Source organism: Synechococcales cyanobacterium CNB (assembly GCA_030263455.1).
Lineage (GTDB): Bacteria > Planctomycetota > Phycisphaerae > Phycisphaerales > UBA1924 > CAADGN01.
In genome coordinates, this window is sequence record SZOZ01000008.1 from 31,672 (window position 1) to 45,368 (window position 13,697).

The following is a 13,697-nucleotide window of genomic DNA, read 5'->3' on the forward strand; positions in this document are numbered from 1 at the left end:
TGGGTTCAGCGGAGCGAGAGGAGCACACTGGCGTACTCGACGAGGTTGACGGCGATCCAGGGGATGAGCAGGGCGGCGACAATGAGCATGACGGCGATCTTGGGGACGAAGGTGAGCGTCTGGTCCTGGATGCTGGTGACGGACTGGAGGACACTGATGATGAGGCCGATGGCGACGCCAGCGAGGAGGATGGGCGCGGCGATCTTGAGGACGATGAGGAGCGTTTCGCGGACGAGCAGGACGGACGATTCGTCGTAGTTCATGCGACCTCCGCGGCGTACCCGAGGCACGCCAAAGCCCGGCACCCGTGGGAAGCGATCTCGGTCGCGGCGGGCCAGACGGCGGCGGCCGCGTGCTCGAAGCCGGAGACGGGCGCGAAACTGGCGAGCAGCCCGCCGACGACGAGCGTCCAGCCGTCGACGAGGACGAAGAGGAGGAGCTTGAAGGGCAGGCTGATGAGGACTGGCGGGAGCATCATCATGCTCATGGAGATGAGCAGACTTGCGATGACCATGTCGATGACGAGGAAGGGGAGGTAGACCTTGAAGCCCATGAGGAATGCGGTTTTGAGTTCGCTGAGCATGTAGCCGGAGACGAGGGAGGCGGTGTCAACGTCGGCGCGTGTGAGTTTGGAAGGGTCGGAGACGTCGACGCCGCGGTGTTCGAGGACGACGTAGAGGCTGGACCAGTTGCCGGTGGCGGCGATCTGCTCGAACATGAAGTCGCGGAAGGGCTGGCGGGCGCGTGCCCAGAGGTCTTCGTAGTCGGCGACCTCGCCGCGCTGGTAGGGGACGACGGCGTCGTCCCAGACGCGCTGGACGGTGGGGGCCATGACGGTCATGGTCATGAAGAGGGCGAGGGCGGTGATGACCTGCGGGGGGGGGACGTTCGCGGTGCCCAGGGCCTGCCGGAGCAACGCGAGCACCACGATGATGCGCATGAAGCAGGTCGCCATGAGCATGATCGACGGCGCGAGAGCGAGAACGGTGAGGAGCAGGAGGACGCTCATCGCGCTGGAGATGCCTCGGACGTGCTCGTCGGGGCCGGCGGGGAGCGCGCCGGCTGCGGAGTCGAGGAGGGCGATGGGGTTGAAGGCGGCGGAAGGGTCGGCCGGGGAGGAAGGAACCGGCGGTCCGAACTCGCTTTGAGCGAGCGCAGGCCCGCACGCCGCGAGAGAGAGCAGAGCGACGAGGGCAAGGCGGAGGACGGCGTTCATTGCGCGTCCCCCAGGCCAGCGCTGCGGAGTTCGGCGACGCGGCGGCGCAGGGCGTCGATCGCGCCCTGATCGGCACGCTCGCGGGGCGTGGGCCAGGAGACTGCCGCGTCGTTCTCGACGTGGGTTGCGTCGAAGCGGCGGAGCATCGAGGTGAAGCGTGCGCTCATCGATTCGTCGGCGGCGTCGCGGGTCCTGACGAGGAGCGAGGCCACGTCCTCGGGGTCGTCGAAGGCGCAGAGCGTCCGGAAGCCCCCCCCGCTGCCGCGTCCGGAGTGCGACTGCGAGAGGAGCAGCACACGTCGGTCAACTTTCAGGAGCACGAGGCTCTGGCCGCGACCGACGGGGTATCGGCCCAGGACCTCGATGACGCCGGAAGGCGACGGCCCTCCCGGCCCGAGCGCGACGGCGAGCGTGGGGCCTGAGCGAGCGAAGCGGCGGAGGCCGACTCCTGCTGCGAGGATGACGCCCAGGACTCCGACGAGGGCGACGATGGTGCGCGTCCAACCGGTGTCTGCGCGCGGTTCGCCATCGCCGAGCGAGGTTGATTCGCGTGAATCGGCGGCGATTGCGCGCGTCGCGGGTCCGAGGGTGAGGCGTTCGGTGGCTTTGGGCGGATCCTGCTCCCGTGCGGTGTCGTTCTCGAGCGCTTCGAAGATCGTGGCGGCCGGGGCGGGCGGGCCGAAGTCCTGCGCATTGGCGAAGGCCGCGGTGCAGACCGCCAACGCAACCGTGCATGTCGCTCGAACGCGGGGCATGTCGCCATCCTGGCTTGCACTCGGGCGGCTCCACCGCCCGGGGACCGGTCAGCCGGCCTTGGCCTGGCCGTCGGCAGAGGGGTCGATGATCTCGTTGATGCGAACGCAGAAGTTGTCGTTCAGCACGAGCACCTCGCCGCGTGCGACAGGGCGGTCGTTGACGTAGACGTCGACGGGGTCGCCGGCGAGCTTGTCGAGCTCGACGACCGCGCCTTCGCCGAGGCGGAGGACGTCCTCGACGAGCATGCGGGTGCGGCCGAGTTCGATCTTGACGTTGAGGTTGACGTCCGCGAGGAGGTCGATGCCGTTCTGGGGCGTGTCGGCGCGGACGGAGTCGAACGACGGGAGGCGCATGGCCTCGGGTGAGTCGCCGCCGTCGGGCATCGGCGCTGGATCCCCAGGCGGCGCGGTGGCCGATTGCTCGTCGGGAGCCTGGCTCGCTTGTTCGTCGGTCATGGGTCGCGGCTCCTGCCCCGCTCCTTGGCGCGAGGCGCCGGCATCCTGCCGGTTTGGGACGGCCACCAGCGGCCGCGCTCCAACGCGACCGGCCCGGCGACCGCCGGGCGGGTCGGTCATCGGTCAGAGGACGGCATGGCACGCCACTTTTGCCGATCGCGCAGCAATCCTCGCACGACAGCGGCATGGGGTGCGTGTCTGTACGGCTTGTGATCGGGAGACCTGTTTGAGCGGTCAGTCTGCCGGGAAGCCCTTGCACTTGGGAATGAGGACGCGCTCGACGCGGGGTGTGCCGTCCTGCTGTGTGCCGAAGACCTCGTTGACGTAGGCGGTGAGTTGGCGTGTGAGGGTTTCCTGGCCCGGCTCGCGGAGTTGGTTGTGCTGGGCCTTGCGGAAGATAAGGGAGACGCCTGCGGCGATCTCGGCCTTGCGTGTGTCCATGATCTTCTGAACGGCGGGGCGGTTCTTCTCGCGGACCTTGAGGTAGATGGCGGCGTCCCAGACCCAGGCGCGGTTGGTGGACATGTTCTGGAACTTCTCCTCGATGAGGAGGAGTTCGACGGCGGCCTCGCGACCGGCCTCTTCGAGGCCTTCGAGCTCCATCGCGCTGGATCGTGCGGTGCCGCTGCCCGTGAAGGCGAGGAATCCGAAAACGGCGACGGCCTCGACCACCATGATCGCGGAGACGATCAGGATGAGTTTGAGCTGGGGCTTTTTCTTCTGCTCCGGGGCTTCCGCCGCGGCTTCCTGCTCGGCCATCGTGCGCGCTCCATCGCCTACCGCGTCCGGCCTGTCCCGGCCGGGTCAGGGTGCAGTTCGTCGACCGCGACCTCCGTGCGGTACACCTCCACTCGGCGGTTCTCTGGTGATGCCTCCAGCGCGTGTCGGCTGAGCGCCATCGGTTCTGCCGTTCCGACCGCTACAGGCATCAGAATCAGTTCCTTCACTCCACATTCCTGGACCATGAAGTCCACGACGGCCTTGGCTCGTCGCCAGGAGAGTTCCATGGGATCGACGCCCGGTGCTCGGTCGTCGAGTCCCCAGGCGTGTCCGCGGACGGCGACCTTGTAGTTCTGGCCTCGGACCATGGGGGCGATTTTCTCGCGGATGAAGTCCTTGGCTTCGGGTGTGAGTTCCCACGATCCCGGCGCGAAGGAGAGCGGGCCGCCGACGACGAACTGCTGTCCTTCGTGGATGCGGGCGACCTTCTCCTGGCGTCCCTCGATGTTGGGGTCGGTGGGCTGTGCGTTGGACTCGACCGGCTCGTTGGTGTCTGGATGCGTGACGAGCGGCTTGAGGGTGGTGATGTCGAGAGAGTCGCTGATGGTGAAGGTTCGGCGCGCGCCGCTGGAGCCGAGGGCCTGCTTGATGGCGTCGATGACGCGCTGATATTCCTCGGGTTTCTTGAGTTCGCTGAAGGCGGCGAGGAGGATGAAGAAGCAGAGGAGGAGCGACATCATGTCGCCGTAGGTGAGCACCCATTCGGGGATGGGCGGGTTCGAGGGCGGCTTCCTGCGGCGTGCCATGGGAGGCTCCCGATCAGGCGGCCTTCTGCTTGGCTTCCTCGAACGCACCACGGCGTCCGGGGGGCAGGTAGGTGAGGAGTTTGCTCTCGACGACGCGGGGGTTGTCGCCGGACTGGATGGACATGACGCCCGCAACGATGATGGTCTTGACGAGGACTTCCTCGGCATCTCGTGCGGCGAGTTTGTCGCCGAGCGGTCCTGTGACGATGTTTGCGATCATCGCGCCGTAGAGCGTGGTGATGAGTGCGACGGCCATGCCGGGTCCGATCTTGGAGGGGTCGTCCATGTTCTTGAGCATGAAGATGAGTCCCATGAGGGTGCCGATCATGCCGAAGGCGGGCGCGTAGCGTCCGATGGTGTCGAGCATCTGCTTGCCCTGGGCGTGCCGTTCCATGAGGGCTTCGAGCTCGGTGTCCATGATGGTGCGGATGAGTTCGGGGTCGGTGCCGTCGACGGCCATCTTGACGCCTCGGACGATGAAGGGGTCCTTCATCTCTTCGATGAGGTTTTCGAGTGAGAGGATGCCTTCGCGTCGTGCGACCTCGGCGTACTTGACGAGGTCGGCGATGGTCTCGACGGGATCCGCGGACTTTGAGAAGACGCTCTTGAGGATGACGGAGTGGAGTTTGAGGATTCGTGCGAGGGGGAAGGAGATGATGGCGGCGCCGAGGGTTCCGCCGAAGACGACCATGATGGAGGGCATGTTGATGAGCGAGGGGATGTCGCCGCCGCCGAGGACGATCCCGGCTGCGATCGCCGCCCCCGCCAGCGCCAGGCCGATGACAGTGCCGAGGTCCACGCGAGCGGTCTCCCCGCCGCGCGAGCGCGCGGCCTGCCCACACTCTCATCGGGAACCCGAACGCGCACCTTGAACCCGATTCGTGCCGGTTCGGGTCTGTGGTGTCGCTCAATCCGGGGGGAGGAGTCTTCGGAGGATGCGGCCGTACTCGACGACCCTGTCCACGACCTCGCGGAGGGTCTCCTTGACGACGACGTGCTCTCCGCTGACGAGGGTGATGAGGGTGTCCGGTGTCTCTTCGACCGTGCGGATCAGTTCGGCGTTGAGCACGAAGCGTTTGCCGTTGAGGCGCGTCAGCGAGATCACGGCGGCCCTCCCTGGGAGTAATCGGACGATCGGGGGGGTCGCTCAAGGCGCGGCGGGGATGTGGGGTGGGGTGAGGGACTTCGGCTTATCGGCCCATGACGAGGAGTTGCTGGACGAGTTCATCGGCGGTGCGGATGACCCGTGAGGCCGCGGCGTATCCGGTGGAGGAAAGGATGAGTTTGATGAACTCCTGTCCGAGATCGACGTTGGAGAGTTCGAGCGCGCCGCCGACGATGGAGCCTGCGCCGAAGGTGGTGGGCGTGGTGAGGACCGGCTCGCCGCTGTTGGCGCCCGGGCGGAAGAGGTTTGAGCCGACGTCGACGAGTCCCGCGGCGTTGCTGAAGGAGGCGAGGACGACACGGCCGAGCGGGCGGATGAGGCCGTTGCTGAAGGAGCCGTAGATGGTGCCCTCGCGATCGACGCTGAAGTCGGTGAGCGCGCCGGGCGCTCGGCCGTCGCGGTAGGTGGAGGCGATCTGGGACTGGTTGCCTGCGAGGGCGGTGACGGACTCCTCGCCCTGCGAGAAGTGGATGTCGAAGGTGAGTGGCGTCACCGCGCCGGTGTTGTTGCGGTCGAGTCGGACCTGCACGGGCGTGGGATTGACGATCGCGCCGAAGGAGTCGAAGGAGACGGTGCCCGTGGTGAGGCGGACGTCGCCGTCGGTGTCGGCGGGTGACTCGACGTAGTAGCGCCAGGTGGTTCCGATGTCAGTCTTGGCTTCGAGGACCATGGTGAGCGAGGCGTCGATCTCGGAGCCGAGGGAGTCGTAGACGATGAAGCTGGTGCGCTGGCTCTCGCCGGTGGCTTCGGCGAGTTTCGAGGGTGTGAACGGGAGTGCGGCGAGCGTGCCGTCGGGGTTGAGGAGTCGGAGTCCGGAGGTGGGCATTTCGAGGTCGTTTGCTGCGCCGGTGTTGCCTGAGAGGACGATGACGCCGTTGGCGGGGTCGAGCATCGCGCCGGCGGGGAGGCCGTCGGGGTTTGTGAGTTCGGTGCGCAGTCCGAGTCCTGCGTTGAGGAAGTCGAGGAGGTTCTGGACGGTGGTAGCGGGTGTGATGGCGAGGTCGCGGACTGGGAGGGCGGCGCCGCCCTTTCGCGCGCCGTTGAGTTGCAGCCGCTGTCCGTCGGCGAAGAGGGGGGTGCCGGAGCCGGGCTGAGCGGGGTTTTCGATTTCGGTGAGGAGGCTGGTGAGTTCAAGGAGACTGCCCTGCGGGGGGGGGACGGTCGCGCCGGGGATGAGGGAGAACCCGCCGGAGCTGGAGGAGAGGAGTTCGATGATGGCGCCGCCGGTGGGGAGTTGCCCCGCGGCGTTGAGGTTCCCGCCGAAGCGGACGTTGGAGGAGGCTTCGGCGATGCTGCGTGTTCCGATGGGGATATTGAGGCGAGTGAGTCCGCCCTGCTGGACGTTGAAGCGGTCATCGACGCCGTAGCCGAGGAGGACGTCGCCGTCGATGGTGACGAGGTCGTTGTTCTCGTCCTGTCGGAAGGCGCCGGAGCGTGTGTAGAAGCGTTCGCCGCCGCGTTCGACGATGAAGAATCCCTCGCCCTCGACGGCCATGTCCCGTGCGTCTCCGGTGGCTGAGATGGAGCCTTGCTTGAAGTCCCGGAGGGTGCCGCCGACGGAGACGCCGAGTCCGATCTGCGTCGGGTTGACGCCGCCTGATTCCTCGGAGGGTGGCGCGCCGGTGCGGATGTTCTGCTTGATCATGTCGCTGAAGAGGAGGCGTGTTGCCTTGTAGCCGTTGGTGTTGACGTTGGCGATGTTGTTGCCGACGACCTCGATCTGTCGCGCGTTGGCGTTGAGACCCGAGAGGCCGGTGAACAGGGCGATGGTCGAAGACATTGCTGAACTCCGGGGCGATCAGGCGTTGTTCCGGCTCTCTTCCAGCGCACGGGCGAGCGAGGGCGCGACGCCCGGGCGTGGCACGAAGGACTCGACTCTGGGAGCGCCGGCGGCGCCGACTCGCACGACCGCGTCGATGCCGGTGAGGACGCCCTCGGTCTCGAGGTCCACGGTTCCGGTGATGGTGCGGGCGAGGACGTCGAGTTCGAGCGCCATGCCGTCGATGAGGACGAGCGCGCGGCTCGCCCCCTCGGCGTGTGCGCGGTCGGCGGCGATGGCGAGGCGCTCGAGTTGCGAGGGCGAGAGTTGGACGCCCGCGCCCCGGGCGACCGTGACCTCCAGGCCGGTGTGCACGTCTCCTGCTCGTGCCTTGGCAAGGATCGCGGCGAACTCGCCGCCGGCCTGAGCGGGCGCGGCGAGGGCATCGGCCGGGGACGGCGCCCTCGCACCGAGCGCGCGCAGCATCTCGGCCCCGGCGGCGTTCACGCCGCGGCCTCCTCGTGGGATTCGGCGAGCACCTCGTCGAGCCGCTTGACGGGGACGCGCTCGCCGTTGTCGAGTTTGAGCACGACGCCGGAGTCCGTGCGTGAGGCGGATCGCACGATGCCCTGGACCCGGGAGCCGCTCTCGGAGAGTCCGCTGACGTGGCGGCCGATGAGCGAGGCGCCGCTGACGAACTCGTTCTGCGTCACGAGTTGTCCCATCCGATCGGAGAGGTCCATGTCGGACTGGATCGAGCGGATGGTGGAGAGTTGCTGGAGGAGCGCGGTGGTGTCGTTGGGTTGGAGGGGGTCCTGGTTGGCGAGTTCGGTGAAGATGACCTTGAAGAACTGCTCGGGCGAGAGCGCGGTCAGCCCGGCCCCCCCTGTCGGGGACGTACGGATCGCGCCCGCCCCCGCGATGCTGGTGGACATCGGCGAGGCTCCGCGTTGTTGCGCCCGGCGACGCGCGATCCGTCACGCGACCACGTCGAGCCTGATGGGAACGGCGGCTCCGTCCGCCGTGACGACGATCTCGGCGGAACCGTCGATCCATGACGGCCCGTCCGACCCCGCGCCATCCCTGGCGTCACCGTTGGTTGCCGGCGCGGCTCCCGCGCCGACCTCCGCGCCCGCATCCCGCGGGTCGCTTCGACCGTGCCCCTCCGGGCCGGTCCCTGCCGCGCCGTCTCCGCCGGCGCGATCGCTCTCGCCTCCGTCGCCGCTGGAAGGCTCTGCCTTCCCGTCGGGCAGGTGCTGCGCGTTCGGCTGCACAACGAGCCGATCGACGTGCAAACCCCGCGCCTCCAGCGCGGCCCGAAGCGACGACAGACCACGTTCGAGCAACTCGCGTGCCGCGCGTGTCGTCGGCTCCAGGAGCGCCGTGACGGCGCCTGCGCGCACGCCCATCGTGACGCGGACCATGCCGAGGGACTCGGGATGCAGTCGGAGGACGACCTGGCCGTCGCCGCGTCGGAGGGCGGCTGCGAGGCCGCGCGTGAGCTGCGCCCGGAAGGCCTCCGCAGATGCGTCCTGTGGCGTTGGATGAGCCTGAGCGGATCGTGGTGTCGTCGTCGCGGCGCGAGCGGCGGCGCGGTCGAGGCTTGTGTTGATCGCGATGAGGGATCGGAGCGAGCCGGTTTCGCCGCCGCTTGTGCCCGCACCCGGTGAGGCGCTCGAGGCTGCCGATGGTCCGGTGGTGTGCGGCGGAACGCGAGCAGGTGTTCCGTTCGCCGGGGCCTGGGGAGGAGCCGTCCCATGCACAGGCGCTCTCGCCTCGCCGTAGACCGGAGATTGTTGAGCAGTGCCTGTCTTGTCGCCGGCTGCCGGCTGCTGCGCCGACGCATGCTGATCGGACTGAGCTCGCTCATTCCCGTTGTCCGTGTTCGATCTCGCGTCCGAGCCGTGTGCGGCACGTTCGTTCGGCGCCGAGATCGCGGCGCGATCCGTGGTGGCGTTGAGCAAGGAATCCCTGAAGCCGGGTCGATCGCCCGCCGAGCGGAGTTCGTTCCGGGCCGCCTCGACGATGGGCTTCGTGGCGTTCGGCTCGGCGACGGGATCGGAACGAGGGCGAGCGGCCTGTCGGGCCGCGAGTTCCTTCGCCAGACCGCCGGGTTCGGGGAGCGCACCGTCGGCGGCCTGGAGCGCAAAGTCCGCGGCTGCTCGCACGGTCACCGGCAAACCCTGCGCGAGCGCGCTCAACAATGCATCGAACCCGGCGTCCGTCGCCGGATTCCTGTGCGATTCATCCGCAGTCGCATGCGCTGCGCGGCGGGGCGTTTCAGGGAGTTGTGCGGCGATGTTCAAGGCCCGGCGCCTCCGGACGCCTGCGCAACGATGCCGTGCGTCCGGAGCCGTTCGAGCAAATCGGCTGCCAGGGCGGGGTCGTCGGCGACGAACTCGGCCATGACCTTCGAGCGAGTGCGGGAGGGCATGGCGTCGAGGTAGGCGACGGCCTGGCTTTTTCCGTCGCCCCAGCCGTTGATGGGGGTGGCGGCGCCGGCTTCGCCGCCGATCAGTTCCATGAGCGCCGCCTTGGCGTCGGCGGGCTTGAGGCCGGCGAGGACGGAGAGCGCCTTGCGGAACTGCTCGTCGCCTTCAAGGGCGACGATGCGGTCGCGCATGGACTCGAAGGCCTCGCGCTCGGCGTCGAGTTCCACGCGTCGCTGTTCGAGTGTCCGCATCTCGCGCGCGACCATGGCAGCGACGGTGCGGGCCTCGTTGCGCATGCGTTCGAGGCGCTGGCGCTGGGCCTCGTCGTCGTGGAGCCGAAGGGCGATCGCGTCGGCGGATGAGGCGGGGATCGGCGGCGAGGTTTCGGCGACGGCTTGGGCCCGTTCGGCTCGTCGGGCGTCGCGCTCTTCCGGGGGTTCGCGCAGGACCTGACGGACGCGCTCGACGGTTGCCGCGTCGGCGCGTCCTGTGCTCCAGAGCCATGCGGCGACGCCGAGGAGAGCGATGAGGTGGGCCACGGCCATGACCGAGAGGATTGTCCACGCCGTTCTCATGGTTCAGTCTCCACAGCGGAGTCGGGGGCCCGGGCTGTGCGTGTGCCGATCTCGTCCACGAGCAGGAACTCGGCTTTCGCTTCGCCGCGCCTCCACTCCTCGTAGCGACGCTCCCTCAGCAGTTCCATCGCTCTCCGGCGCTTGGCGGCCTCGATGAGGAGGGCGCGGTCCTTTTCGATGCGCTTCATCAATCCTGCGAGTTCGATGGCGGCCCGGGAGGCGCGGGCGGCCAACTCGCCGGCGGCTGCGGCCTGCAACCGCACGGGCCAGAGATCGACGCGCCCCCCTTCGGCGAGCGCGTCGCGCAGAACGCCGCGCTCGGTGCGCGAGGCGCGCCGGCACTCGCGGATGAGCGATTCGAGGCGCAGCCGCTCACGTTCGAGGACCGCCACGGCGCGCTGGCGCTCGCGTTCCTCGCGTTGGCGCAGGTGGAGCACGGGTTGCAGTTTGAAGACGAACTTTGCCACGGGTTACCTCGCCATCGCGGCGGCGGCGTGCGTCGCGGCCGGGTTTCGCCCCGGGGGGATGGCCCTTCGGAGGTCTTCACCCGCCCGCACCATGAGGCCGACCAGTCGCTCCCTTGCCATTTCGAAGGGTTCGGACTCGGACGACGACTGGCAGAGCAGTTCGTCGATTTCCTTTCGTCGTGCGATGGCGACGTCCGCTTCCGGGTCGGAGCCCGCGGCGTACGCGCCGATCTGCACGAGTTCCTCGACTTCGCGGTATCGGGCGACGAGGCGGAGCGCCTGCCGGCGTGCGGCGACGAGCACGCCGTCGCAGACCTCGTCGGCGACGCGGCTGACGGAGTCGAGCACGTCGACGGCTGGGTAGTGTCCTCGCTGGGCGAGGCGTCGGGAGAGGATGACGTGGCCGTCGAGGATGCCGCGAGCGGCGTCGGAGACCGGCTCGGTCATGTCGTCGCCTTCGACGAGGACGGCGTAGAGGCCGGTGATGGATCCGCCGCGGGACCTGGAAGAAGACTCGACCGCGCCGGCGCGTTCGAGGAGGCGTGCGAGCGCGGCGAAGACGCTGGGCGTGTAGCCGCGCGTGGCGGGCGGCTCGCCGGCGGAGAGGCCGACCTGACGGCAGGCGTGGGCGAAGCGCGTCACCGAGTCCATCATGAGCATGACGTCGCGCCCGCGGTCGCGGAAGAACTCGGCGGCGGCACATGCGGCCTTTGCGGCGCGGACGCGCATGACGGGCGACTCGTCGCCGGTGGCGACAACGACGACGGCTCGGGCCAGGCCGTCCTGCCCGAGTGCGTTCTCGACGAAGTCGCGGACCTCGCGTCCTCGCTCGCCGATGAGGGCGATGACGCTGACGTCGGCGGAGGTGAAGCGAGCGACCTGCCCGAGGAGGGTGCTCTTGCCGACGCCGGGACCGGCGAAGATGCCGATGCGCTGGCCTCGCCCGAGTGTGGCCATGAGGTCCACGACGCGGACGCCGGTGTAGATGGCTTCGCGGATCGGTCGTCGTCGCATGGGTGCGAGGGGGTCTGGGTCGAGTGGCTGGGGCGCGAGATCGGCGACCGGCCCCTTGCCGTCGATGGGGCGACCGAGGCCGTCCACGATGCGGCCGAGCATGTGCCGGCTGACGGCGATGGTCTGGGCGACCTGCTCTCCGACGACGCGGTCGCCGGGCCGAACGCCTGAGCATCCGGTGAGCAGCATGATGATGGATTGCTCGCGGGTGAAGCCGACGACCTCGCCGGGAAGGATGGTGCCGTCGGTATGGACGGAGACAAGAGAGCCGACGGGCATGGGGAGGTCATCGACGAGGAGGGTGAGGCCGCGCAGGGAGGCAACGCGGCCGGAGACCCTGAGTGCCGGCTCTCGCCGGACCTGATCGATCTGGGCTTCGAGGAGGGTCACGCGGCGCGCTCCCGGGCGGCCTGGGCGCCGGACTGTCCTGTCAGGGCGGCGGCGATGCGTTCGAGTTGGGTGTCGATCGAGGCGTCGATGACGCCGCCGCGGTCGGTTTCGAGGACGCACGAGCCGCGGCCGAGGGATGGATCGGGACGGAGTTCGGCGTGTGCTGCGCCGCCGAGGCGCTCCAGGAGCGCGGGCATGGCGTCGCGGAGGCCCGGGAGGTCGTCGGGGTGCGCGGCGACGCGGAGGCGAGTGGGTCGTGTGACGAGGGCGAGCGCCTCGCGGACCTGCTCGGCGGCGACGGCGGGGTCGGTGCGGGCGACACGCTTGGCGACGCGACGGCCGATCTCGATGGCGAGTTCGAGCACGTCGCTTTTGGCTTCGACGAGCATCGATTCTCGGCGTGATTCAAAGGCTTGGAGAGCGTCGGTCCAGGCGGTTTCGAGGGCTGCGAGCCGCTGCCTTGCTTCGTCGAACGCTTCGCTCCTTCCCTGCTCGCGTCCCTGGGCGAGGCCGCGTGCAAGCCCCTCGGCGCGCCCTTCTTCGGCGGCGCGAGCGCGGATCTGCGCGGCGTCGGCGTCGATCTTCGCCCGTGCGTCGGCGATGATGCGTTCGGCCTCGTCGATCGCTGCGTCGCGGATGAGGCTCGCGCGGCGTGCGAGGTCACCGAGGTCCATGGCGGCTGCCCGTGCCGCCATCTGCCCCGCATCGTTGCCGCGGATCAGTGCCATGGCGAGTGTTCTCCGTGTCGTGTCGGGGAGTGGTCGAGGTGCCGAGGGATCAAGGGATGAAGGGGTTTGCAGCGTGCGCGATCGTGCATTCGTGCGCACGGCGTCCTGTTTGGGTCTTCCGCGTCGCCGGACCCATATCCGCGGTCGATAGTTCCTTGTCCACCGTTCGTCACACGACCATCTCCGCCTCGCCGCCGCGGCCCTGGATGAGCACCTCGCCGGCCTCTTCGAGCCGTCGGACCACGTCGACGATGCGCTGCTGGGCGGCCTCGACGTCGCTGACGCGCACGGGCCCCATGAACTCCATGTCCTCCTTGATGAGGGCGGCGGCGCGTTGCGACATGTTGGTGAAGATTTTTTCCTGGAGTTCCGGGCTTGCGGTCTTGAGGGCGAGGGCGAGTTCGTCGTTGTCCACTTCCTTGAGGACGGCCTGGATGCCCTTGTCGTTGACGAGGAGGATGTCCTCGAAGACGAACATGAGGCGGCGAATCTGCTCGACGAGGTCGGGGTCCTCGGCTTCGAGGCCCTCCATGATGGACTTCTCGGTCGCGCGGTCGGCGAGGTTGAGCACCTCGGCGACGGTGTCGACGCCGCCGGCCTTCTCCATCGACTGCATGAGCATGTTGGCCAGTCGGCTTTCGAGGCCGCGCTCGACTTCCTTGATGACTTCCGGGTTGGTCTGCTCCATGTTGGCGATGCGTTTGACGACTTCGAGCTGCTTCTGGAGGGGGAGGCCGGCGAGGATTTCGGCGGCCTTGTGGTGCGGGAGGTGGCAGAGGATGAGCGCGATGGTCTGCGGGTGCTCGTCCTGGATGAAGGTGAGAAGGTTCTCGCTCTCGGCGCGCTGGAGGAAGGAGAAGGGAGTCTTCTGGACCTGCGTCTGTATCTGCTGCACCATCCGATCCGCGTCCTTGGGGTCGAGGGACTTGGAGAGGACGGCGCGTGCGTAATCGACGTTGCCTTCGCGGGCGTACTGGCTGGCGATCGTGAGGCCATAGAACTCCTCAACGACGCCGGCGATGAGTTCGGGCGGTGCGCGGCCGAGGCTGGCGAGTTCGCGCATGACCTCCTCGACGGCTTCGGGCGGCATCTTCGCGAGGACGACGCCGGCCTTCTCGGGGCCGACGGCGAGGAGGAGCACGGCCGCCTTGGTGAGGCCTTCGAGTTCGTGGGGCGAACTCGGGAGTTTGTCGTGCGGCTTGCGCGGCATCGCT

16 protein-coding genes are annotated in these 13,697 nt (G+C 68.5%); all 16 read right to left on the bottom strand.

What is annotated here, in order from left to right:
- Window positions 1-5 precede the first annotated feature (5 nt).
- Window positions 6-263: a flagellar biosynthetic protein FliQ gene (locus tag FBT69_08960; GenBank protein MDL1904922.1), complete on the bottom strand. Its 258-nt coding sequence runs from the start codon at window positions 261-263 to the stop codon at window positions 6-8.
- A complete protein-coding gene (gene fliP / locus FBT69_08965; protein MDL1904923.1) occupies window positions 260-1,216 on the bottom strand; it encodes a flagellar type III secretion system pore protein FliP in 957 nt (318 codons plus the stop codon). Before fliP ends, FBT69_08960 begins: the two co-directional genes overlap by 4 nt.
- Window positions 1,213-1,971, bottom strand: coding sequence for a hypothetical protein (locus tag FBT69_08970; protein ID MDL1904924.1), 759 nt, complete (start codon window positions 1,969-1,971; stop codon window positions 1,213-1,215). Before FBT69_08970 ends, fliP begins: the two co-directional genes overlap by 4 nt.
- Window positions 1,972-2,019: 48 nt before the next feature.
- Entirely contained in the window at window positions 2,020-2,427 is a 408-nt protein-coding gene (fliN, locus tag FBT69_08975) for a flagellar motor switch protein FliN (protein MDL1904925.1), read from the bottom strand.
- A gap of 234 nt (window positions 2,428-2,661) precedes the next feature.
- Complete coding sequence (locus FBT69_08980; protein MDL1904926.1) at window positions 2,662-3,186, bottom strand: hypothetical protein; 525 nt, start codon at window positions 3,184-3,186, stop codon at window positions 2,662-2,664.
- 17 nt (window positions 3,187-3,203) lie between these two features.
- Complete coding sequence (locus FBT69_08985; protein ID MDL1904927.1) at window positions 3,204-3,953, bottom strand: hypothetical protein; 750 nt, start codon at window positions 3,951-3,953, stop codon at window positions 3,204-3,206.
- Window positions 3,954-3,966: 13 nt separating this feature from the next.
- Window positions 3,967-4,752, bottom strand: a complete 786-nt coding sequence (locus FBT69_08990; protein MDL1904928.1) for a motility protein A — start codon at window positions 4,750-4,752, stop codon at window positions 3,967-3,969.
- A gap of 108 nt (window positions 4,753-4,860) precedes the next feature.
- Window positions 4,861-5,058, bottom strand: coding sequence for a flagellar protein (locus tag FBT69_08995; GenBank protein ID MDL1904929.1), 198 nt, complete (start codon window positions 5,056-5,058; stop codon window positions 4,861-4,863).
- A gap of 85 nt (window positions 5,059-5,143) precedes the next feature.
- The gene (locus FBT69_09000) at window positions 5,144-6,898 is read right to left on the bottom strand and encodes a flagellar hook-basal body complex protein (protein MDL1904930.1); all 1,755 of its coding nucleotides are present in this window, start codon (window positions 6,896-6,898) and stop codon (window positions 5,144-5,146) included.
- Between the two features lie 18 nt (window positions 6,899-6,916).
- Window positions 6,917-7,384, bottom strand: a complete 468-nt coding sequence (locus FBT69_09005; GenBank protein ID MDL1904931.1) for a hypothetical protein — start codon at window positions 7,382-7,384, stop codon at window positions 6,917-6,919.
- Window positions 7,381-7,812: a hypothetical protein gene (locus FBT69_09010; protein MDL1904932.1), complete on the bottom strand. Its 432-nt coding sequence runs from the start codon at window positions 7,810-7,812 to the stop codon at window positions 7,381-7,383. Before FBT69_09010 ends, FBT69_09005 begins: the two co-directional genes overlap by 4 nt.
- Window positions 7,813-7,854: 42 nt before the next feature.
- Window positions 7,855-9,354: a flagellar hook-length control protein FliK gene (locus tag FBT69_09015; GenBank protein ID MDL1904933.1), complete on the bottom strand. Its 1,500-nt coding sequence runs from the start codon at window positions 9,352-9,354 to the stop codon at window positions 7,855-7,857.
- 526 nt (window positions 9,355-9,880) lie between these two features.
- Window positions 9,881-10,351 carry a hypothetical protein gene (locus FBT69_09020; GenBank protein MDL1904934.1) on the bottom strand — a complete coding sequence of 157 codons (471 nt, stop codon included), beginning with the start codon at window positions 10,349-10,351 and terminating at the stop codon, window positions 9,881-9,883.
- Between the two features lie 3 nt (window positions 10,352-10,354).
- Window positions 10,355-11,755 (bottom strand): FliI/YscN family ATPase, encoded by a 1,401-nt coding sequence (locus tag FBT69_09025; protein ID MDL1904935.1) that lies wholly within the window; start codon window positions 11,753-11,755, stop codon window positions 10,355-10,357.
- Complete coding sequence (locus FBT69_09030) at window positions 11,752-12,483, bottom strand: hypothetical protein (protein MDL1904936.1); 732 nt, start codon at window positions 12,481-12,483, stop codon at window positions 11,752-11,754. The genes FBT69_09025 and FBT69_09030 overlap by 4 nt, the downstream gene beginning before the upstream one ends.
- 169 nt (window positions 12,484-12,652) lie before the next feature.
- Window positions 12,653-13,693 (bottom strand): flagellar motor switch protein FliG, encoded by a 1,041-nt coding sequence (fliG, locus tag FBT69_09035; GenBank protein MDL1904937.1) that lies wholly within the window; start codon window positions 13,691-13,693, stop codon window positions 12,653-12,655.
- Window positions 13,694-13,697: the final 4 nt, after the last annotated feature.

Bases quoted from the DNA above. Each gene is read 5' to 3' on its own strand.
- FBT69_08960 (MDL1904922.1), bottom strand. From the start codon at position 263: ATGAACTACGACGAATCGTCCGTCCTGCTCGTCCGCGAAACGCTCCTC.
- fliP (MDL1904923.1), bottom strand. From the start codon at position 1,216: ATGAACGCCGTCCTCCGCCTTGCCCTCGTCGCTCTGCTCTCTCTCGCG.
- FBT69_08970 (MDL1904924.1), bottom strand. From the start codon at position 1,971: ATGCCCCGCGTTCGAGCGACATGCACGGTTGCGTTGGCGGTCTGCACC.
- fliN (MDL1904925.1), bottom strand. From the start codon at position 2,427: ATGACCGACGAACAAGCGAGCCAGGCTCCCGACGAGCAATCGGCCACC.
- FBT69_08980 (MDL1904926.1), bottom strand. From the start codon at position 3,186: ATGGCCGAGCAGGAAGCCGCGGCGGAAGCCCCGGAGCAGAAGAAAAAG.
- FBT69_08985 (MDL1904927.1), bottom strand. From the start codon at position 3,953: ATGGCACGCCGCAGGAAGCCGCCCTCGAACCCGCCCATCCCCGAATGG.
- FBT69_09000 (MDL1904930.1), bottom strand. From the start codon at position 6,898: ATGTCTTCGACCATCGCCCTGTTCACCGGCCTCTCGGGTCTCAACGCC.
- FBT69_09010 (MDL1904932.1), bottom strand. From the start codon at position 7,812: ATGTCCACCAGCATCGCGGGGGCGGGCGCGATCCGTACGTCCCCGACA.
- FBT69_09030 (MDL1904936.1), bottom strand. From the start codon at position 12,483: ATGGCACTGATCCGCGGCAACGATGCGGGGCAGATGGCGGCACGGGCA.
- fliG (MDL1904937.1), bottom strand. From the start codon at position 13,693: ATGCCGCGCAAGCCGCACGACAAACTCCCGAGTTCGCCCCACGAACTC.